Genomic DNA, 20,315 nt, shown 5'->3' with positions numbered 1-20,315 from the left:
GGCCACCAGTTCCGGAGGCCATTCACTGGCCGTCCCGAGAGGGCGGATCACCCCCGCCCCAGGCATCTACCTTGGCGCCGAGACCCATCATGCACTAAGACTGAAACCGGACCACCCGATAGGGGCAGGCCACCCAAGTCAGGAAGCAAAGTGATCGCCGAAATGTCGTCCTCCAAATCAGATTTGACATTGTTGCAATCGCTGCAAGCTCTCACAATCAATGACCAGCCAGTCGCAAATGACCCAGTCGGTACAAATTTTCGACCGACAACATGGTCGTCAGTTAGTCGTTCGTCGGTGGTTTCCGCTCGCCCGCAATAGGCACAGGTAACGCTGCGAGGTTTCGTTGCCTTGTTATTGGGAAGCTTATTAGCATTTGAGAAACGAGACATCCAACCTGCCCACTACTCAGTGAAGATGGGAAAAAAGACAAATCACTTACCGTCGCCCGTCTTTTTGGTGTCGTGCAGAAATTGAACAGCGATCCGCTCGCAATATATAAGAGCAAGGTCCTCCTGAGAGAGCGATCTCAACAACTCTATATCGGGAGCCTTGGCCAAAAACTCGAGAAGCTTTTCTTTAGATGATTTTTTGTAGGTTGTGAGAAGCCATTCGAAAAACTCAAAGGGATCGTTGATCTGCCCGCCCGCGTTCTTCTTTACGCCAAAGAAGGTATCCTTGTGCTTACGATAATCGTCCAACTGATGCCGAGTAAGTGTCTGCTTGAGAATAAGACTTTTCCCATCCTTAGTACGGATGACGACATGTGCAATTTCTTGATCCTCCATCACGATGGCGTCGGTCACGGTTCCTATCGTTCCCGGTGGATCACCTACATCGGTGAACTGGTAGGTCTCGCCTATTTTGATATTTCGATCAGAACTATCTGAAATCAAAGAGCCATCAAATGTGTCTGGAAATACCGGATACACTTTGATCGCATCCATGATCTCATGCGCATCCAAATGCTTTTGCTTTTCGCGATACATCTGGATCAGCGTTTTATTGCCGGGCTTGCTGAAGTCAGAAATACCCAAGCCATATCCAAGCGCCTGTCTACCGGGAGAGTTGCCAGCGAGGTAGAGGTGAAAAGGCAAATTTGTTACGAAAACATAGGCCCTTTGGCTTTCGCTTAAGTCACGCTCTCGTGCATCAAGTCGCCGGACCGCCTGCTCAAGCCATTTTGGTGTGTCTTCCTCGTTTTCGACTTCGGCATTCAAATCGACAAAGATCAGGCGTTCATCAGTCGCAGGCTTTTTCAATGCATCGCTTATGTGTTTTGTCAGTCTGGTCGTCGGATCAGCCACAGTGTTAGGCACGCCATCAACCACACTCTTGCCAAAGCGCCCCTCCACCGAGCGCATTTTTGCCTCCACCCAGTATTTGCGTCCAGTTATGAGCGAGACGGCAGAAAACTCGCAATGCTTGGACTGCTGATCGGTTTCATCCTCAAGCTCAAGCCGAAAACCAGCTCGGATGAGGATGCCCGCGACCATCAACTCGTAATAAGCGCCTTGAAAATTCTCGGGATTTTTCAGCCTCGAGATATAACGTTCTTGCAATTCAACGTTGTGTTCAAGAAGGTATAGATTGTAGGCAAGGCCCACGTAACAGACCACTGCACCTGTCATAGGCATGCTGTGGACTATCCCCGGAAAAGAAACATGATCCAGCTGCTGGCGACTAAGTTCGTCGTACCATTGGAGCAGCGTGTGCCTTTCAGCTAGGGGCTTGGCAATTTCTGCATTTCCCCAATCCGACCCCAGCTTTAGTTTAACGTATGTCTGGAGGAAGTCGGGAAATGTCTTCCATGACTTCGAGCGATAGAGCGTGTTGCCAACAGCAACAATTCGCTGTTCGCCAACCGTAGTCGATATTACAGGACGACCCTTGCCCTGTTGTTCCAGTCGAAGGGCTTCTTCGCCTTCCCTTTTCTTCCATAGCGCCTCAATCTCAGCCTGTGAAATTGGCGTAGGTTCAGCAAGAGACGCCCCTTGATCAAAGGCTCCGTGACACCTTTTGTATTTCTTCCCGCTCCCACAGGGACACGGTGCGTTCCGTCGAATTTTCCCCATGTAAAGCCTCGCAATTTCCACCAAATTCGAACTAGGATGCCTTGGGTATCCACTAGTTGGCTCATATCATGATATCAGCATCTATTGCCCTCAACTGCGGTGGCTGTTTTCAACTCGGACATGTGGGGACATCACATAAAATCAAATGACCGAAGTTCAGAATAAAAGCTATCTAGACAGGATCGTTTTTGCTGCAATTGGAGCGGGTATCGCCGCTATAGCTGCGGGCGCGTTCTACGTCATTGATTTTCAAAAACGAGTTTCAATTCTAGAGACGCAGTTCACGTTAACTAGCGTTTCCGTCTCGGGCGCTACCCAGATTGAACGCACTTCGTCACATCCAGAGACGTCAAGTGCTGGCAGCGTACCAGAACACGCGATCCAATCGGATGATAGTCAGGCACTTCAACAGATCGCAACAGCCTGCGCAGAAATGATGACCTCATATAAAAAGATCGTGGACGCAGGATCCCTTTACAGCAGCGAAAACGAACGTCTTGCCGCACTGACCAATCAAATGTCGAGGATTGGATGTGAGAAGCTGATTTCAAGGTGATAAACCGCCCCACCCTATCGCATTCAAGCCCACGCCTGCTGCAACCCAGAATGCAATCCCGGGCGTTCCACGCGCAGACGCACTGGTAGTGTGCGAGATATAACTGTCAGAAATTTAAGGGAAAAGTGGTAGCGGAGGAGGGACTCGAACCCCCGACACGCGGATTATGATTCCGCTGCTCTAACCAACTGAGCTACTCCGCCGCCCGGCCGCAGGATTGTCTCCCGCGCGGGATGAGCCGCATATAGTCGGCGGCGCGGCGCGCTGTCAAGAGAGCGATGCGGCGTCGGCTGCATTTCCACACGCGTGAGCGGATGGGCGTCGGTTCTCGCAGGCATGCTATCGCGGCTGTCGGCCTTGCGGGCGCTCGCCTGGGCCATTCGCGCCCTTGCGGCGACGTGGGCATTTCCTCTTTTGCCGGATTTGCTTTAGGAGAAGCACAACGCGCGACCGGAGCCTGAACACGGCCCTGAAACTGCGCTGCGTGCCGGCGGACTGCGGCCGGCGATATCAAGGTTTGGCCGGTAACGAGACCGAGCCGCCGGAACGGCCGGGGAGTGACGGGGCGTGAGCGAGACTGCAGACGAGCCTGCCGGGGGCAGGCAGGACAACGGTGCCGGCAGCCTCTTTTCCCTGTTCGGCTTCCTGGTGCGCGACGGCAACCTGCTTCGCTCGCCGGTGCTCGTCTATGCCGTGCTCGCCAGCGTCACCCGCTCGGGCATGATTTTCGCGATCAACGCGCTGGCGGCCAGCACGGCCATCGCGGCCGGCAATGTCGCCCTGCTCGCCGTCTCCATCGTGACCACGCTGATCTTCTCGCATTTCGCCCGCGTCGCCAGCTTCCAGCTTGTGGAGACCACGAAGCGCCGCTTGCGGATCCGCCTGAGCCAACAGCTTCTCGACACCAGGGCCGACTTCTTCGCGCGTCACGATCAGGGCAAGATCTATTCGATCGTCACGCATGAAGTGAACCAGATCTCGCATGCCTCGGTGAATTTCATCCAGTCCATCGAGGCGATGCTGCTGATCGCCTTCTGCATTCCCTATCTCTTCTATCTGTCCTGGCCGAGCGGGCTGGCGACACTGCTCGCGGTGCTCTTCGGCAGTGCCGGCTACGTGTTGGCGCAAAAGCCGGCGCAGGTAAGCGCAGAGGCCGCGTCGCGCGCCGAGTGGCAGTTCTTCGACCGCATCAACGACGTGCTGCGCGGCTTCAAGGAGCTCAGGCTGCGCAGCCGGCGCAAGGACGACCTGCAGGGCGACATCGCCGATCTGGCAACGCGCGAGCGCGCCCTCAAGATCAAGGCGGAGCGCTTCTTCAGCCTGGGCCAGGTCGCCGCGCAGGGCGTCATGATGGGCCTGCTGTGCATGATCGTCGTCGGCCTGCCGCTGCTGGCTTCGGTCGAGACCGCAACCGTGCTGCAGGTGCTGACCGTCGTGCTGCTGACCTATGGGCCGGTCGAAACGGTGATGGGCAATCTCGCCTCCTTCTCCCGCGCCGTCGTCGCCCGCAGACTGATCGGCGCCCTGGAACGAGAGCTGGAAGCAGACGCCGAGCTTCGCCGTCCCTCCGACAGCAGCGCGCGCGCCAACGCGGGCTTCTCGCGCATCGAGCTCAAGGGCGTGACCACGACGTTGTCGTCCCCCGGCAGCCGCGACGCGGAGCGCTTCATCGTCGGTCCGCTGGATCTCGTGCTCGAACCGGGAGAAGTGGTCTTCGTCTGCGGCGGCAACGGTGCGGGTAAATCGACATTCATCTCGCTTCTGACCGGCCTGCGCGCGCCCGACAGCGGCCAGATCCTGCTCGACGGTGTCGCGGTGACGCCGGAGACGCTCGACGGTTATCGCGGCCTCTTCAGCGCGGTCTTCAGCGAGTTCCACCTGTTCCCCCGCCTCTATGGCCTCGACGAGGATGAGTGCGAGCGCGTGTCACCAAATCTCGCGCGCCTCGATCTTGGCCACCGGGTACGGGTGGAGGACGGCGCCTTCTCGACGCTGGCGCTTTCCAGCGGGCAGAAACGCAGGCTCGCCCTTTCCATCACCATGGCCGAGCGCCGGCCGATCATCGTCCTCGACGAATTCGCCGCCGATCAGGACCCCGCTCACCGGGCGCTCTACTATGATGTGCTGGTGCCGCAGATGGCCCGCGATGGGCATCTCGTCATCGCCGTCACCCACGACGAGCACTGTTTCGACAAATGCGACCGGCTGATCCGAATGGAACAGGGCCGCATCGTTTCCGACATCCGCATGAACGGCGGCGCGCGCGCCTCCGGCTGACCGCCGTGCCGCGCCAACGCCATTTCCTCGTCACCGAACTGCCGTTTGCCGTCGCTCCTAAACTCCATTAGGAAACGCAAACGACCCCGCGCCAGCTTTTTGGAGGCTCTCCCAGATGGCCGATCTCTATGTCGACGGCGGACACCCGATCTCGGGCACCGTTGTCCCTTCCGGCAACAAGAATGCCGTGCTTCCGATGCTGTGCGCGACGCTGCTGACCGACGAACCGGTGACGCTCGAGAACGTTCCCGAGATCAGCGATGTCGCCAAGATCCTCGCCTATTTCGAGAGCATGGGCTCGACCGTGGCCCGTGCCGACGACGGTGCGACCTTGACGATCCGGCATGATTTCGAGGCTTTCCGCACCGGCCAGGCGGAGCTCCCGCTGGGCATCCGTTCGGCCGTTCTGCTGCTTGCCCCCGTCGTCGTGCGAACCGGAAAGCTGACCTTCGACACCGACGCCAAGGGCTGCGCTCTCGGCCTGCGCGAGATCGATCCGCACCTGGAGATCCTGCAGCAGTTCGGATGCAGCTTCGTCGCCACCCAGCCCTATGACATCCGCCGCGAGGGCGCGTTGACGGGACAGGAGATCTGGGCCGACTACGCCTCCGTCACCGCGACCGAGACCTTCGCGATGATAGCGGCGACGGCTGAAGGGTCCTCCGTGCTGATGAACGCGGCCTCCGAGCCGCATGTTCAGGCGCTTTGCGCCATGTTGCGCGACATGGGCGCCAAGATCGACGGCCTGGGCACCTCGCGGCTTCGCATCACCGGCGTCGAACGGCTGTCGGGCACCCGCGTCCGGGTGCCTGATGATCACCACGAGGTGGCCACCTTCCTTGCCATCGGCGGCGTCACCGGCGGACGCCTGACGGTAAAGACAGACATCACCCCCCACATGACGCTGATCCTGCGCCAGTTCGAAAAGCTCGGACTGACGTTTGAGGTCGAGGATGACGCCATCACCGTCACCGGCTGGACCCGCGAGATCTCAAGACCCTACACCCGCGAGATGCTGCCCAAGATCGAGGCCGCGCCCTGGCCGTATTTCCCGGCCGACCTGCTGCCGCAGGCGATTGGCGTTGCCGTCGGTTGCCACAGCGAGATCATGTTCTGGAACAAGATCTACGAGGGCGCGCTCGGCTGGAGTTCCGAGCTCGCCAAGTTCGGCGCGCGGGTAAACCTCTCGGATCCCCACAGGCTGATCGTCTTCGGCGGCAATTCGCTGCGCCCGGCCATCGTCGAGGCCCCCTACATCATCCGCGTCGTGCTCGGCCTCTTCCTGGCCGCGATCCAGGTCGACGGCCAGTCGATCATCCGCAATGCCGATCCGATCCGCCGCGCCCATCCGCGGTTCGTGGAAAAGCTCACGGAGCTTGGCGCCAAGGTCCGCTGGTCATAGGACGCATCGGCGCCGAACGGCGCCGGCAACGCAACTGGCAATGACGGAGACAGACCGAAAGACGTCGCACCCGCGACGCTGACAGGCAGCCGGGCTTGACGGCAGACTCTGCCCGGACGCCGCCGCGCGAAAAAAGGCGGGACTGCCAACGACCGTGGAAGGGCAAGCCCATGAAGCTGCAATCGCTCGAGACCTTCATCGTTGGCAACCCGCCCCCGGGCTTCGGCGGACGCTATTTCGTCTTCGTCAAGCTGGTCACGGATTGCGGCATCGTCGGCTACGGCGAAATCTACGGCGCGGCTTTCGGACCGAAGGTCATCGTGGCGATGGCGCACGATGTCTTCGCGCGCTATCTCGATGGCACGGACCCCTTCGCCACGGAGACCTTCTTCCGCCGCGCCCATGGCTCCGGCTTCTCCCAACGTCCCGATCCATCGATGATGGGCGTCGCCAGCGGCCTCGAGATGGCCATGTGGGACATTGTCGGCAAGGCAGTCGAGCGCCCGGTCCACGCTCTTCTCGGCGGCAAGGTTCACGAACGGCTGCGCAGCTACACCTATCTCTACCCGGAGGAACACGAGGACCCGGCCGCTTTTTACGGCGACCCGGACCGCGCCGCCGAACGGGCCGCCGCCTATGTCGCGGAAGGCTTCACGGCGGTGAAGTTCGATCCCGCTGGTCCCTACTCCGTCCACGGCGGGCATCTGCCCGATCTCGAGACACTCGACCGCTCAGAAGCCTTCTGCCGGCAGGTCCGCGAGGCGGTCGGGTCACGGGCGGACCTGCTTTTCGGGACTCATGGACAGTTCTCCGCCGAGGGCGCCCTGCGCCTCGCCCGCAGGCTCGAGCGCTTCGATCCGCTCTGGTTTGAGGAGCCCGTCCCGCCCGAAATGCCCGAGGAAATGGCAAAAGTCGCGCGCGGCACCTCGATCCCCGTCGCCACCGGAGAGCGGCTTTGCACCAAGTGGGAGTTCGCACGGGTTCTGAAAACCGGGGCCGCCGGCATCCTGCAGATGAACCTCGGGCGCGTCGGCGGCATACTGGAAGCGAAGAAGATCACCGGCATGGCGGAGGCCTGGCATGCCCAGATCGCCCCTCACCTCTATTGCGGCCCCATCGTCGCCGCCGCGAACATCCAGATCGCCGCCTGCTCGCCGAACTTCCTGATCCTGGAATCGATCCGAAGGTTCGAGGGCTTCCATGCCCGGATCCTGAAGCGCCCGCTTGTCTGGGAGGATGGCTATGTCACCGTTCCGAAGGCGCCGGGGCTTGGCGTCGAACTCGACGAGGCTGTCGCCCTGGCACACCCTTACGAGGGAGACGAGTTGCATCTGGAGATGACGCAGACACCCGTCGACCCCGCCCGCGATGCGCGCTTTGCCCCGGCCGGATCCACGATCAGTCGTTAAGGTCCCGGTCGAGCCGGGCTCCGACCGACAGCACCCTTGCATCCGTCCCCTTCGCGCCGCCGATCATCAGGGCACCCGGCCGCTGCGCTCCACTGGGCGTCGGCATGGACATGGCGCAGGCGTCGGCGAGATTGAGCAGTGAGGTGTTGCGCAGCATGGCGGCGTTGACGCGGTCGAAGTCGATCTCCGCCTCGGCGATCGTCGGTGGCAGGATCTGAAGCGTTGGCGCCAGCAGCGCGTCGAATCCCGCGAGCAGCTCGTTCGCCCGGGAGGCGACCTCACGCCGCGAGGCATAGGCCTTGTCGACGTCCTCGTCGCTCAGCGACTCCCGGAAACGGATGCGCGCCAACACCCTGGGATCACCTATCGACGATAGGCGATCAAGATCGCCGGAATAGAACTCATAAGCTTCGGCCGAGACAAGAATGCGGTTGAGGCCAATGGCATCCTGCAAAAACGAAAAGTCGACCGGGACAAGGTCGTGGCCGGCGGCGGCAATCCGCTCCAGAACGAGGTCGAAGTTGCCTTGCGCCCAGTCGTCCAGATCGGTCGTGAAGGCACCCCGGGGAACGGCGAACCTCAGCTTTCCGCCCGTTGCCTCGACGCCGGCGGCATCACCGCCGCTCATGACCTGATAGGCGGCGAGCATCGTCGCGAAGTCGCGCGCGAGCGGGCCGCAGGAATCGAAGGACGGCGCCAGCGGGTGCACTCCTGCAAGCGGAACCTTTTCCTGGCTCGGCTTGTGTCCGTAGAGCCCGTTGACCGCGGCCGGAATGCGCACCGAACCGCCCGTGTCTGTGCCCAGCGCCACATCGCAAAGCCCAAGGCCGACCGCCACGGCGCCGCCCGAGGTAGATCCTCCCGGAATGCCCTCGGGATCGAAGACGTTGCCCGGCGTTCCGTAGTGCGGGTTGAGGCCGACGCCGGAATAGGCGAACTCGCTGAGCACGGTGCGGCCGAACGGCACGCCTCCAGCCTCCTTGATCCGCGCGATGACCGGACAATCGGCATGTGCGGGCTCACGGTCGCGCAGCAGCTTCGATGCCGCCGTCGTCCGCTCTCCCGCCTCGTCATAGAGATCCTTCACGCAGACGAGCAGCCCTGCGAGGGGAAGCGGTCGTCTGGCGGCGGCGATCCGCGCCTCGGCGGCTTCCGCATCCGCAAGGACGCGCTGCGGCGAAAAGGAGACAAAGAGCTGGTTGGCGGCATCTCCCAGACACGCCACCCGGTCAATCGCCGCTCTCGCTTTCTCGACCACATCTCCCATTCCGCTCTTCCTCTCCTTGCCGGCATCGAGCCGCCCTGCCCCCGTTTTCCGCCAATCCGGAGCCATGCGGGAGAGGCATCCTCTGGGATCGCGACCGACAGTTCAAGCACCCTGCCCGCACGTCGTCAGTCGCTGTGAGAAATAATTGATTTGAAAGAAGAATTACACGCACCCCAATCCAACACAAACTTGACACGATCTGCATTTAGCAAATCAGGAGTTGCATAAATTGAATAAACACCAATACTCAACATCACCGACACGGGAGGTTTGGCGCATGACCATGACCGCATCTCTTTCGACCGGCCAGGCTGACAATTTGCTCTCCCCGGCGCTCTCTCGGATCAGGCGCATCCGCACCCTCGGGCCTGCCGGCACCAACTGCGAGGCCGCCGCCCGCCACTATGCCGGGTTGCGCGGCCTCGATATCGAGGTGGATCTTCATCAGACACTGGAGGAGGCCATCGCGCTTGTGGCCGACGAACCGGATGCCGCCCTCCTCGGCTGCGTCGTCTATCCGGACCTGCACAAGCTCGTCTTCCCGTTCCTCGGGCGGATGGTGCTTGCCGACCTCTTCCTGTTCGACACGTTCAACATGGTGCTCGCGGCCCGCAATTCCGGCGACAGGATACACCGCGTTGCCAGCCACCCGGCGCCAAGCTCGCTGGTGCCACCTGGTTGCGACATCCACCTGGCCAACAGCAACTCGGAGGCCGCCAGCCTCTGCCGTTCGGGTGAGATGGACGGCTGCATCACCACGCTCGCAGCCGCGCGCCGGGAGGGGTTGTCGGTCGTCGCCGACCACGGCGCGGTGCCCATGGGCTTCACAATCCATGTTCCGACAACCGATCCTGGCGCCGGACTGCCACACGTCGATTCCCCCGAGCACGAAGAGGCAGGAAGCACCCATGCCCGATCCGGCACGCACTGAAGGCAGTCCCGCGGTTCTCGCAATCTGCCCCGATCTGGTTCAGCATCTCGTTCCCGTGGTGGAAGAGCTTGCCGATCTCCAGGATGAAGACGGTTCCGTTCCCGCCGCCGCCCACGCACGGGCGGGGCGGCTTGTACGCCGTCTCGCGGCGGACGCTCCGACCGTCGCCGAGGCCTGCGGGCAGACAGCCTACGCCGACGCCCTTTTCCAAGACCTGTTGTCCTGGGCCAACGGCGACCTGTCGGCGGCACCCGATTTTGCCTGTTCCCGCGATGCCATCGTGCCGCCTCCCGACGGCACGCCGTTTTTCTTTCTCGGCCCTCTGCGCCTTGCCAACGGCGCGCGCACGGGCTTCAGGTTCGAGACCTTCCTCTCCTTGCGCGAGGAACCGTCCGATCCCGCCTATCTGGAGCTCTATCGGCGCTTTCCGCATCCCGCCAACATCTGCCAGTCCTCGCATCTGCTGGCCGGGAGCCGCGGCCTGACCCGGGGCAACAACATCGTCTTTTTCCCGGAGAACATCCGCGCATCGACACAGATCGAGCGCCAGCGCTACGCCATCTTCTTCTTCAACAAGTTTCACCGCATCTTCAACGAGGTGACCTGGCCGGCGGCCACCGCCGCCACCCGAGGCCTCGACGTGGCGAACCCGACCCGGACAGACCCGCGCGCCTGCTACAAGGCGCGCTGCGTCTGGGGCTATCTGCACGACTATTTTCATCACCAGGGCGCCCGTCCCTTCGACACGCAGGTCGCGATCAAGACACGCTGGTTCACCGGCCTGCTGGAGGAGATCAAGGTCGATCTCCAGTCCTATCTCGCCTGCGTCCAAGGCGACATCGTCGACGGAACCGCCGTGGCGGAGTTCATCCTGCTCGACAGAGCCTTCCGCTACCCGCTGGAGCCCGACTGGTACCGCAACTTCGACAGCGGCACCGGCCTGATCCTGCTCTCGGTCCTGCACCAGGAGCAGGCGGTGACCATCGAACCCGACGGCCGGATCGTCTTGCGCACCGATGAGGTCGCCGTGGCGGCGGAGCGTTTCATCGCCCGGGTGGAAGCTCTCGAACAGCGTGATGACGCGGCCTATGTCGCCGGCGCGCGTGATCTCGTGCGACACCATTTGCCGCAAACCGACCGCCCGGGCGCGCGCTTCGACCGGCCGGCGGAACTTGTCGGCACGGTCCTCGCTGGCCTTGCTTCCGACACGCCGCGCGGCTTCTCGCGTGCTGACCTCACGGCGAGCCTCGCTCACCTCACGAGGTGATGAAAAATCATCATCGCTCGGACCCGGACCGTGCTCATTCGGACTTGCAAGCTCGTGTGGGTTGGTGCCTGCTGTCTTGCTGGATCCAACAGAGGTTGCACTTAGCAAGACCTTCGGACGCGACAGAAGGTCCGTTCTCGCATCAGGCTGATGACCAAGAAGGCACCTCCGCGCCCGAGGACCCGCGAACCGAAACGTGCCGCGCGAAACCCGCGGATCATGGGAGAGGACACTTGGCAGTCATGACGCCGGAGCAGCTATTCGCCTTCGCAAATTTCGCCTTCGTCTCCTCCGTCACGCCAGGACCGAACAATGTGTTGCTGACGGCGGTCGGCGGTTCGGTCGGCATCCGCAAGGGCATGCCGGTGCTGTGGGGCATCGTCTTCGGCTTCGCCACCATGCTCTTCCTGCTCGGGCTTGGTGTCGGCAAGACGCTGTTCTCCATTCCCTACGTGATGCAGGGCATGCAGGTCGCCGGCTTCGCCGTGCTTCTCTGGCTTTCCTGGAAAATCGCGACAGCACCGGTCGGCACGCCGGAAAAACCCGCCGGAACGCCTGATCACGGTGGTCGCGGCAGCTTTGTCGGCGCGGCTCTGTTTCAGTGGATGAACCCGAAGGCCTGGCTGATCGCGGCCGTGGCCATCTCGGTCTACATGAATACGGAAACGCCGGTTCTCACCCAGGCAGCAACCTTTTCAGGCGTCTTCATTGGCGCCGCCATCCTGGGCTGCCTGCCCTGGCTCGCCTTCGGCGCCATCGTCGGCCGCTACCTGCGCGACCCCAGGATCGCACGCTCCTTCAACATCGTCATGGCGCTGCTGCTCATCGGCTCTATGGTTCTCGTCATCCTCGAATGAGGGGACCCGGGCGGCGAAGCCACCCGGGCCAGCTCTTCCGACTTCGGCGCTCTGGGCTCACAACCCCTTGCGCATCACCATGGCCATGCGTCGGGCAAAGGATGCGGCATCAACCGGCAGTTCGCCGTCGAGGATCGCGGCCTGGTCGAGGAGAAGCCACGCATAGTCCTCAAGCTCTGCCTTGTCGCCAGCGGCCGAAAGGCGTGCAGAAAGCCCAACCAGCAGCGCGTGCCCCGGATTGAACTCGAGCACCGGCGCGAACATGCCAGGCAGCGCGCCTTGCTGACGTGACATCAGCTTCTCCAACTGACGGTCTGGCCCGCCTTCCGGCGCGACGAGACAGACAGGGCTTTCCGACAGGCGCGAAGAGGCACGCACATCCGAAACCTTGTCGCCGAGTGTCTCCTTGAGGAAGGCCGTCACCAGGCCGATATCGGCCTTTTGCGTTGTCTTGTCGTCCGCGTCGCCGTCGCCCGCGTCCTTCCGCTCTTCGGCAAGCGGCATGGCATCGAGCGCCGCGGAACCCTGTGTCACCGACTGGAAAGGCTTGCCCTCGAAGCCTTCGGCGGTCTGCACCCAGAAGGCGTCTACCGGATCATCGAGATAGAGAACCTCGACGCCACGGGCACGGAAGCCCTCAAGCTGCGGACTGGAGGCGATCGCCTCGCGGCTCGATCCGGTGGCGTAGAAGATCTGGGTCTGGTTCTCCTTCATCGCCGCGACGTAGTCCGCGAGCGACCGCCACTCGTCCCCACCGGTGCTGGAGCGGAAGCGGGCCAGACCCATCAGCTTCTCGCGGCGCTCGAAGTCCTCATAGAGCCCTTCCTTGAGCACCGCCCCGAAGTTTTCCCAGACCGTGAGGTAAGCCTCCCTGTCGTTGTCAGCGAGCTTCTGCAACTCGCTGACGATACGGTTGGTCACCCCCTTGCGGATCGCATCGAGAACCGGATTGTGCTGCAGCATCTCGCGCGAGAGGTTGAGCGGCAGATCGGCGGAATCGATCACCCCGCGGACGAACCTCAGCCAAGCCGGCAGAAGATCGACGTCATCGGCGATGAACACCCGGCGCACGTAGAGCTTCACCCGCCCCTTGCGGTCGGGATTGAACAGGTCGAAAGGCTTCATCGACGGCAGGAACAGAAGCACGGAATACTCGTGCCGCCCCTCCGCGCGATAGTGCAGCGTCAGCGCCGGATCGTCGTACTGGCCCGAAACATGGCCATAGAATTCCTTGTATTCCTCCTCGCCGATCTCCGACTTCGGGCGCGCCCACAGCGCGTTGCCATCGGCGAGACGCCGCGGCTCGGCCTCCTCACCAACCACGGACAGCGTGATCGGAACGGGCACATGCGCGGAATAGGCGCGCACGATCCGCTCGATGGTCTCGGGCCGGGCGTAGTCGCCGGCATCCTCCTTGAGCGTCAGGATCACGCGCGAGCCGCGCGCAGGAACCTGCGGATCGTCGGCGGCAACCGGCTCCACCGTGAAGGTGCCAAGCCCGTCGGACGTCCAGCGCCAGATCTCGTCGCTGCCGGCGGCGCGGCTGACCACATCGACGCGATCCGCGACCATGAAGGCGGAGTAGAAGCCGACGCCGAACTGGCCGATCAGGGCGGAGCCGTCGCGCGCCTCCCCGAGCTTGTCCATGAAGGCGCGGGTGCCGGAACGGGCGATGGTACCGAGATTGGAGACCAGCTCATCGCGTGTCATGCCGCTACCGTTGTCGGCAACGACGAGGCTTCCGGCCTCCTTGTCGATCTCGAGCCGGATCTCGAAGTCCGGATCGTCGCGCACCAGTTCCGGCGCGGTCACCGCCGCGTGGCGCAGCCGCTCGCAGGCATCGGCCGCGTTGGAAACCAGCTCTCGCAGGAAGATGTCCTTGTTGGAATAGACGGAATGCACCATCAGGTGCAGCAGTCGGGAAACCTCTGCCTGGAAGGTGTGGTTCTCCGGCGTGGACGTCTCTGCCGCATGCGTCGTCTCGCGCGTCATCGCTTTCCTCTGCCCTTGCAATGTCTTCGTGATTTTGGCGGGGCGCGTGCCCCGAGCCGCTCAGATATCGGCGAGCCGCCGGCTTGTTTCAAGCGGCAAGAGCACAATCCCGGGCGGCAACGTCCTCACCATACGCCTTCTTCCCGTGCCACCGCCTTGAGCAGGCTCGGCCGGTCGGTGACAATGCCGTTGACGCCGAGGCGGATCAGCCGCCGCATCTCCTCGGCCTCGTCAATCGTCCACACATGCACGGCAATTCCGTTCTGGTTGGCGTGACGCACGAAGCCGCGCGTGGCCAGCGTCACGCCGTATTGCGAGATCGGGATCTGTGCGCATTCGACGCCGGGAGCGGCGAGCGGAAGCCGCCAGGAACCGAAGCGCAGCGCGGCGACCGAGCGTGGCCCCGAACTGAGACAGAGCCCCGGGCCCAGCGCCGCCCGCGCAGCCGCGAGACGGCGATCCGAGAAGGAGGCAATGCAGATCCGCTCCAGGCAGCCCATGCGCCGGATCAGTTCGATGGTCGGCTCCAGTGCCTGGTCGGTCTTGATGTCGATGTTGAAACGCATGCCGGGATGGCTCTCAAGCGCTTCGGCCAACGGCAGCAGCGGCTCTCCCCCCTCCATCAGGACACCCCGCAGATCCGCCATGGACTGCTCCGAAACGACGCCTCGCCCATCCGTCGTACGTTCGAGCCGGTCGTCGTGAAAGACAACCACCTCGTTGTCGCGGCTCGCCTGCACGTCGATCTCGATGAAACGGTATCCGAGGTCGGCGACCGCCGCGAAAGCCTTGCGGCTGTTTTCCGGGTTTTCCAGCCCTCCGCCACGATGCGCGAGCGCGGCAAAGCCGGTATCAGCCAGGTAGGGATGCGAGAAAGAAGACGCCATTGCTCAGCTCCATCGACCGTCCGCGTCGAGATGGACGCGTCGCCCTTCGCGCGCCGCGGCATGCGCGGCCTCGATGAGGCCAATCGTACGCCCGGCCGAACGCATCGTCACGGGAACCTCACCAGTCCCCTCGATCGCCTGTCGCATCCGCTCGTAGAAGGTGAGCCAGCGCCCGGTCTCGGGCACCACACGCGAGACGGAGCCGTCCGGCGCGACGATCTCGCCCCACTGTCCTTCCGGCTCTTCGCCGAAGCCCGCCGCAAGCGGGTCCAGTCCCGCACGCAACTGGTCCTCCTGGCAATCGAGCCCGGCCTTGCGGAAGAGGCCGTTGCGTCCTTCGAGCCGGAAGCGGTCGCGCGGGGCGGTGCTGATCAGCGAGACGCCAAGCGTGATCCGCCGCTGCCCCTGCCCCATCAGGATCTCGAAGCCGTCGTCCGTCTCGCCGCCCGGCCGCTGCGCGAAGACATCGGCCTGCACCCAGTCGGGCATGCCCACAAGCATCAGAACCTGGTCGATCATATGCGAGCCAAGATCGTAGAGATTGCCCGACGCCGGCGCGGCGCGGTCGCGCCAGCGACCCGTCGCCTCGGGACGATAGCGATCCCAGTTCATGCGCAGCGCCACGATCTCCCCGAGCACGCCGTCGCCAAGCACCCGGCTTGCAGTGAGGAAATCGCTGTCGAAGCGGCGATTGTGATGGACGCCAAGCTTCAGCCCGCGGGCATCTGCGAGATCGGCAAGTCCTTCGGCCTCGACCCGCGTCGGTGTCGCCGGCTTGTCGACCACAACGTGCCGGCCCGCCTCGAGCGCGGCTCGAACCTGGTCGACGTGACAGGCGTTCGGCGTGACGATAACGACCAGGTCGAGATCCGCAACCGCCAGCAACGCATCGAAGTCGGCAACCACCCTTGCGTCGGGAAAGACGGCCGCAATCTCCGCCTTGCGCGAAGAAGCGATGGCGGCTACCTCCATGCCAGCCGCCGCGACGAACGGGGCGTGAAAAAATCGCCCGGCGGCGCCGAAGCCTGCAAACCCGACCCGCAAACGCATCCGCCTCTCCCTCGCCGTTTCCAGATTGCGAGGCGATCTTCGACAATCGGCAGAGGCGACGCAAGCTGGCTTCCCGGCTCCTTCCAGCCACCGGCATTGACGCCGGCGGGACAATCGGATGGAATCCGCGCCGGCGAGGCGTGCCAAAGCAGAGAGCAAACTCATGCGGGCGAGACAGACGCAAAACGAACCCGTGTTCCTTCGGCGCGCGGGAACGTTCCTTTCCATCCTTCTCGTGGGCCTCGCGGCGCTGCTTCCGGCGGACATGGCCCGCGCTGCGGAGCGCCTCGCCCTGGTGATCGGCAACGCGGACTACGCCGGGGACACGCTGACACCGCTCAAGAACCCGGCGAACGACGCCGCCCTGATCGCCGACACCCTGAAAAAGGCAGGCTTTTCCGTCGACCTCGTGCTCGACGCCGACCTGCGCGGCATGAAACTCGCCGTCCGCGATTTCACCGACAAGCTCGGCAAGGCCGGCGACGGCGCTCTGGCCGCCGTCTATTATTCCGGCCACGGCTTCCAGGCGGGCGGACGCAACTACCTCGCGCCCCTCGGCGCGGACCTGCGCGACGAGGTCGATGCGGAGTTCGAGGCGCTTTCCGTCGACTGGCTGCTGTCCAGCGTCGAGGCCGCCCACAAGGGCGCCAACATCGTCATTCTCGACGCCTGCCGCAACACCGCCCTGACGCGCTCCATCGGCACCGGCAGCGGCCTCGCCCTGCTCCAGTCGACGCCACGCGGCAGCTTCATCTCCTTTGCGACCGCGCCCGGCAGCACGGCCTCCGACGGCACCGGCCTCAACAGCCCCTATACCGCGGCCATCGCCGCCGAGATGCTCACTCCGGGCGCCAGCGTGGAAAGCGTCTTCAAGGCGGTGCGCCGGCGCGTGGTCTCCCAGACGGATGGCGAGCAGGTGCCCTGGGATCATTCCTCTCTCACCGCCGATATCGTTTTCCTGCCGGACGAGGCGGCGCCCATCGCCCGGGAAACACCCTCCGTTTCCGGTCAGGTCGCAGCCACGGACATGCAACTCGAGCTGCGGATGTGGAACGACGTCAAGGACAGCGGGTCCGCGCAAGAGCTGCAAGCCTATCTCGACCGCTTCCCGGCAGGTGCTTTCGCTCCACTCGCAAAGGCACGGCTGGACACCGCCACGACAGGAACGGAAGGTGTGGAGAAGCTCTTCGCCGAACTCGCCAGCCGCTCCCTGATCGTCGAGACACCGCGCCAGCCGCATGAGTTCTACTCCAACGCCCGGCTGCACGAATTGCGCGGCGACTATCCCAAGGCCCGGCAGGACTACCTGAAGTATTTCGCCTTCGGCATGCCGCAGGTCGATCCGCACCTGCGGTTCCAGGCTGTTCTGAAGGTTCAGGAGGGGCGGGCCGGCGCCCGCGAGATCTACCGCTCCCTGTCGCAGGGACGAAGCGACCCGACCACACTCTTCGCCGAGATCCTTCTGGAGGAGCGTGAGGAGCGCATGCGTCGCCTTGCTGCCTTCATCGATGCAAACCCGGATTTCACCCCGGCGTTCTATGCGCTCAGCCAGGACTATTCGCGCGCACGGCTCGGGCAGCAGTCCATGCCTGACAAGGCGCGCGAGCGCGAGTTGCTCACCCGCTTCATGGAAGGGGTCGAGGATGGCCGGTTTCTGCGTTACTACCTCGACCAGCAGCTTGCGGCCGAGCAGATCGAGGACGCGAAATCGAGGCTCGCAGCGCTTTCGGGCCTCAATCAGACCGCGGTTGCCCAGCCTGTGCGGCTTAATGCCATGCGCTCCAACCAGGGCTGGATGCTGACGCTCGCCATCGCCGACCGGACGCAGGAGATCTTCGTCGGGTTGCCCGGCCAGGACATGCGCTCGACCGGTTTTGTCAGCGGCGCCGTCGATCCCTCGACCGGCCAGCCCATGCCCTATCCCGCCTTCGAGCTGCCCGCGAACGCCGGCGACACGACCGTCCGGGTCAGCTACCGCGATGTCCACGGCGAGACCCAAGGCCCGTTCGAGGTGCGTTTCACGCCTGCCACCGCGCTTGTCGCCGGGCAGAAGGAGATCCTCGAGCGCCTGTCCTCCGCCTGGCTCAGCTTTCGCGACTGGGACGGCCGCAGGCTGGCTTATTTCACTCATCTGATCAGCTACCGTTGCGCCATCGCCGAGGTTCGCTACGCACTCGACGGCGATACGCCCGACCGCACCTTCGAACTTGGTCCCTGCAATGAGGCGGACCCGCACGCGATCCCGCAAAGCGGTCCGGGCTCGGAGGTCTATGAGGCCATCCCCAAGGCGACAAACCATGTGACCGTCCAACTCCTCTATCGGGACGGCACCCGATCCGAGGTCAAGCGGTTCGACGTGCCGAAGTGAGCACCGCCACGGCGCCCCGCCTGCGCTGGCGGGCCAGCTTTCTGGTCGCGTTCGCCGCCTGCCTGATCGGCCTGGCCGCCGCCGTCCGTCTCGAACCACTCGTCGGCGATCTCGCGCTTGCCGCCGCACCGCGCCCCTCGCCCGCAATCGCCGGGGACATCGTCGTGGTTGCGATCACCGAGGATACGCTCGCGGACTTTCCCTATCGCTCGCCGATCGACCGAGCGTTCCTCGCTGGCCTTGTCAGCCATCTCGATGCAGCCGGCGCGCGCGCCGTGGGGATCGACATTCTCGTTGACCAGCCCAGCGATCCGGCAAAAGACCGGGCCTTCTTCGACGCCATCGACGGAGCAGGCATTCCAGTCGTCCTCGCACTCGCGACCCGCAAGGACGGCCTGACGGAACGCCAGTACGGCTTTGTCCGCGAGCATGTCCTCGTGCGTCGCCATGGGCTGATCGCGCTCGACCGCGACGAGATCGACGGCGTCGTGCGCCACCTGCCGCAATCCCGCCTTGAGGACGGTACCCGGCTTGCGACGTTGACCGAGGCGCTCCTGCCTGATCCCCAGCCAGCGTCCCTGGCCTCCTCCAGCGCAGAAGTGCGCCCGGGCCGCATTCTTTACAGCCGGCCCGTGGACGCCGGCCTGCCCACGCCCTTTGCCCTCTATCCGGCACAGCATGTCGCGCTGCTGCCCGACGACTGGTTTTCCGGCAAGACCGTCCTGATCGGCACCGACCTGCCGACCATCGACCGCCACCCGACACCGATGGTCGCGGGCCTCGGCAGCGCCGCCGGCACGATCCCCGGCGTTGTCATCCATGCCCACGTGCTCGCCCAGCGCCTTGCCGGCCTCTCGCTGCCCGTCGCAGAACCCGCAATGCGTGTCGCTGCCACCCTTGCCGCCGCGCTCCTTGCCGCCATGGCCTTCCGCCTTCGCCTGCCACCAGCCCGCCTTGCCGGGGCGCTCGGTCTCGGCATCCTCGCCTATCTCGGCCTGTGCCTCTGGTCGATTGCCGCCGGCAAGCTGCTGCCCCCGCTGATCGCGCCGCCGGTTGCCGCCCTTGCCGCCGCCGGCCTTGCATCCCTGCAACGCTGGCAGGCGGAACGCGCGCAACGCAGTTTTCTCCGGCTTGCCTTCTCCCGCTATGTCAGCCCTGCAGTGGTCGAGCGGATCGCCAGCGGCCGGCTGGCTCTGGCGCTCGGGGGGGAGAAGCGGTGCGTTACCTACGTCTTCACGGATCTCGAGGGCTTCACCACGCTGTCCGAAACGCTGGAACCCTCCGCTCTCGCCGATATCCTCAATCCCTATCTCGACGAGATGTGCCAACTGATGACCGCGCACGGGGCGACCATCGACAAGATCATCGGTGACGCGGTCGTCGGCTTCTTCGGCGCCCCCGACGACGATCCGCACCAGGCGCGCCATGCGGTGGATCTTGCCTGCGCTCTCGATGCTTTCGCCGAAGAATACCGGTCTCGGCTGCGCGAAAAGGGCATCCAACTCGGCATCACCCGCATCGGGCTTCACAAGGGACCGGCCGTCGTCGGCAACTTCGGCGGCAGCCGCTTCTTCGACTACACCGGCATCGGCGATACGGTGAACACGGCCGCCCGTCTCGAGGGCGCCAACCGCTTCGTCGGCACCCGCATCCTGCTCAGCGACGCGGTCGCCCGGGACTGCCCGGATAGCGCCCTGCGCCCGGTGGCAAGCCTTGTCCTGAAGGGGCGGGCCGCGCCGCTCGCCGTCTTCACTCCCCATGCCGTGGACGGTCCGGACAGCACCACCCTGCGCGACGCCTGGGCGAGCACCTACGATATTCTCGAACGACATGACCAAGGCGCCGAACAGGCGCTCACACGCTTCCTGGACTTGACCCCGGGCGACCCCGTCGCCACCTTGCATCTGTCGCGGTTGCAGGCGGGGGAGACAGGCGCGACGCTCGTGCTGGCGGGGAAGTGATCCCGGCTTGTCGGCA

Annotated in this window: 13 protein-coding genes, 1 tRNA gene and 1 pseudogene; 9 read left to right on the top strand and 6 right to left on the bottom strand. The window is 63.8% G+C overall.

Features of this window, described 5'->3' with window-relative positions:
- Nucleotides 1–1,997: 1,997 nt before the first annotated feature.
- Nucleotides 1,998–2,072, bottom strand: a pseudogene (locus ACN0WF_RS12370) (SEC-C metal-binding domain-containing protein); the annotation flags it as partial.
- Nucleotides 2,073–2,220: 148 nt separating this feature from the next.
- Between ACN0WF_RS12370 and ACN0WF_RS12365 the strand changes: the two are divergent.
- On the top strand, nucleotides 2,221–2,631 hold the full coding sequence (locus tag ACN0WF_RS12365) for a hypothetical protein (protein ID WP_417773120.1): 411 nt from the start codon (nucleotides 2,221–2,223) through the stop codon (nucleotides 2,629–2,631).
- A gap of 126 nt (nucleotides 2,632–2,757) precedes the next feature.
- Here ACN0WF_RS12365 and ACN0WF_RS12360 read toward each other — a convergent pair.
- Nucleotides 2,758–2,834 (bottom strand) — tRNA-Met (locus ACN0WF_RS12360).
- A 364-nt stretch (nucleotides 2,835–3,198) separates the two neighbouring features.
- On the opposite strand from ACN0WF_RS12360, the gene ACN0WF_RS12355 reads away from it, so the two are divergent.
- The 3 genes from ACN0WF_RS12355 (at nucleotide 3,199) to ACN0WF_RS12345 (ending at nucleotide 7,719) form a co-directional block, all read left to right on the top strand.
- The gene (locus tag ACN0WF_RS12355; protein WP_417773119.1) at nucleotides 3,199–4,908 is read left to right on the top strand and encodes a cyclic peptide export ABC transporter; all 1,710 of its coding nucleotides are present in this window, start codon (nucleotides 3,199–3,201) and stop codon (nucleotides 4,906–4,908) included.
- Nucleotides 4,909–5,023: 115 nt separating this feature from the next.
- On the top strand, nucleotides 5,024–6,310 hold the full coding sequence (locus ACN0WF_RS12350) for a UDP-N-acetylglucosamine 1-carboxyvinyltransferase (RefSeq protein WP_417773118.1): 1,287 nt from the start codon (nucleotides 5,024–5,026) through the stop codon (nucleotides 6,308–6,310).
- A gap of 170 nt (nucleotides 6,311–6,480) precedes the next feature.
- Nucleotides 6,481–7,719, top strand: a complete 1,239-nt coding sequence (locus tag ACN0WF_RS12345; RefSeq protein ID WP_417773117.1) for a mandelate racemase/muconate lactonizing enzyme family protein — start codon at nucleotides 6,481–6,483, stop codon at nucleotides 7,717–7,719.
- On the opposite strand, the gene ACN0WF_RS12340 is transcribed toward ACN0WF_RS12345, so the two are convergent.
- Entirely contained in the window at nucleotides 7,709–8,986 is a 1,278-nt protein-coding gene (locus ACN0WF_RS12340) for an amidase (protein WP_417773116.1), read from the bottom strand. The two genes, ACN0WF_RS12345 and ACN0WF_RS12340, sit on opposite strands and share 11 nt — an antisense overlap.
- Before the next feature lie 277 nt (nucleotides 8,987–9,263).
- Here ACN0WF_RS12340 and ACN0WF_RS12335 point away from each other — a divergent pair, with 277 nt between their 5' ends.
- The 3 genes from ACN0WF_RS12335 (at nucleotide 9,264) to ACN0WF_RS12325 (ending at nucleotide 12,041) form a co-directional block, all read left to right on the top strand.
- Nucleotides 9,264–9,917 carry a prephenate dehydratase gene (locus tag ACN0WF_RS12335; protein ID WP_417773115.1) on the top strand — a complete coding sequence of 218 codons (654 nt, stop codon included), beginning with the start codon at nucleotides 9,264–9,266 and terminating at the stop codon, nucleotides 9,915–9,917.
- Entirely contained in the window at nucleotides 9,895–11,184 is a 1,290-nt protein-coding gene (locus ACN0WF_RS12330) for a DUF6421 family protein (protein ID WP_417773114.1), read from the top strand. The genes ACN0WF_RS12335 and ACN0WF_RS12330 overlap by 23 nt, the downstream gene beginning before the upstream one ends.
- Before the next feature lie 242 nt (nucleotides 11,185–11,426).
- Nucleotides 11,427–12,041: a LysE family translocator gene (locus tag ACN0WF_RS12325; RefSeq protein WP_417773134.1), complete on the top strand. Its 615-nt coding sequence runs from the start codon at nucleotides 11,427–11,429 to the stop codon at nucleotides 12,039–12,041.
- A 57-nt stretch (nucleotides 12,042–12,098) separates the two neighbouring features.
- Here the strand turns inward: ACN0WF_RS12325 and htpG are convergent, their stop codons facing one another.
- The 3 genes from htpG to ACN0WF_RS12310 form a co-directional block, all read right to left on the bottom strand.
- The gene (gene htpG / locus ACN0WF_RS12320; RefSeq protein WP_417773113.1) at nucleotides 12,099–14,033 is read right to left on the bottom strand and encodes a molecular chaperone HtpG; all 1,935 of its coding nucleotides are present in this window, start codon (nucleotides 14,031–14,033) and stop codon (nucleotides 12,099–12,101) included.
- Nucleotides 14,034–14,158: 125 nt separating this feature from the next.
- Entirely contained in the window at nucleotides 14,159–14,920 is a 762-nt protein-coding gene (locus ACN0WF_RS12315; RefSeq protein ID WP_417773112.1) for a glycerophosphodiester phosphodiesterase family protein, read from the bottom strand.
- A gap of 3 nt (nucleotides 14,921–14,923) precedes the next feature.
- Nucleotides 14,924–15,970, bottom strand: a complete 1,047-nt coding sequence (locus ACN0WF_RS12310) for a Gfo/Idh/MocA family oxidoreductase (RefSeq protein ID WP_417773111.1) — start codon at nucleotides 15,968–15,970, stop codon at nucleotides 14,924–14,926.
- A 193-nt stretch (nucleotides 15,971–16,163) separates the two neighbouring features.
- Here ACN0WF_RS12310 and ACN0WF_RS12305 point away from each other — a divergent pair, with 193 nt between their 5' ends.
- Both ACN0WF_RS12305 and ACN0WF_RS12300 read left to right on the top strand, forming a co-directional pair.
- Entirely contained in the window at nucleotides 16,164–18,338 is a 2,175-nt protein-coding gene (locus ACN0WF_RS12305) for a caspase family protein (protein ID WP_417773110.1), read from the top strand.
- Nucleotides 18,335–20,299: a CHASE2 domain-containing protein gene (locus tag ACN0WF_RS12300; RefSeq protein ID WP_417773109.1), complete on the top strand. Its 1,965-nt coding sequence runs from the start codon at nucleotides 18,335–18,337 to the stop codon at nucleotides 20,297–20,299. Before ACN0WF_RS12305 ends, ACN0WF_RS12300 begins: the two co-directional genes overlap by 4 nt.
- The last annotated feature ends 16 nt before the right edge of the window (nucleotides 20,300–20,315 follow it).

Source organism: Stappia sp. (assembly GCF_048268045.1).
GTDB lineage: Bacteria > Pseudomonadota > Alphaproteobacteria > Rhizobiales > Stappiaceae > Stappia.
The sequence above is the reverse complement of the archived record's forward strand: the minus strand, read 5'-3'. Positions and strand labels throughout refer to the sequence as shown.

Coding starts and splice junctions, on each gene's coding strand:
- ACN0WF_RS12365 (WP_417773120.1), top strand. CDS start 2,221: ATGACCGAAGTTCAGAATAAAAGCTATCTAGACAGGATCGTTTTTGCT.
- ACN0WF_RS12350 (WP_417773118.1), top strand. CDS start 5,024: ATGGCCGATCTCTATGTCGACGGCGGACACCCGATCTCGGGCACCGTT.
- ACN0WF_RS12340 (WP_417773116.1), bottom strand. CDS start 8,986: ATGGGAGATGTGGTCGAGAAAGCGAGAGCGGCGATTGACCGGGTGGCG.
- ACN0WF_RS12315 (WP_417773112.1), bottom strand. CDS start 14,920: ATGGCGTCTTCTTTCTCGCATCCCTACCTGGCTGATACCGGCTTTGCC.
- htpG (WP_417773113.1), bottom strand. CDS start 14,033: ATGACGCGCGAGACGACGCATGCGGCAGAGACGTCCACGCCGGAGAAC.
- ACN0WF_RS12345 (WP_417773117.1), top strand. CDS start 6,481: ATGAAGCTGCAATCGCTCGAGACCTTCATCGTTGGCAACCCGCCCCCG.
- ACN0WF_RS12310 (WP_417773111.1), bottom strand. CDS start 15,970: ATGCGTTTGCGGGTCGGGTTTGCAGGCTTCGGCGCCGCCGGGCGATTT.
- ACN0WF_RS12325 (WP_417773134.1), top strand. CDS start 11,427: ATGACGCCGGAGCAGCTATTCGCCTTCGCAAATTTCGCCTTCGTCTCC.
- ACN0WF_RS12335 (WP_417773115.1), top strand. CDS start 9,264: ATGACCATGACCGCATCTCTTTCGACCGGCCAGGCTGACAATTTGCTC.
- ACN0WF_RS12330 (WP_417773114.1), top strand. CDS start 9,895: ATGCCCGATCCGGCACGCACTGAAGGCAGTCCCGCGGTTCTCGCAATC.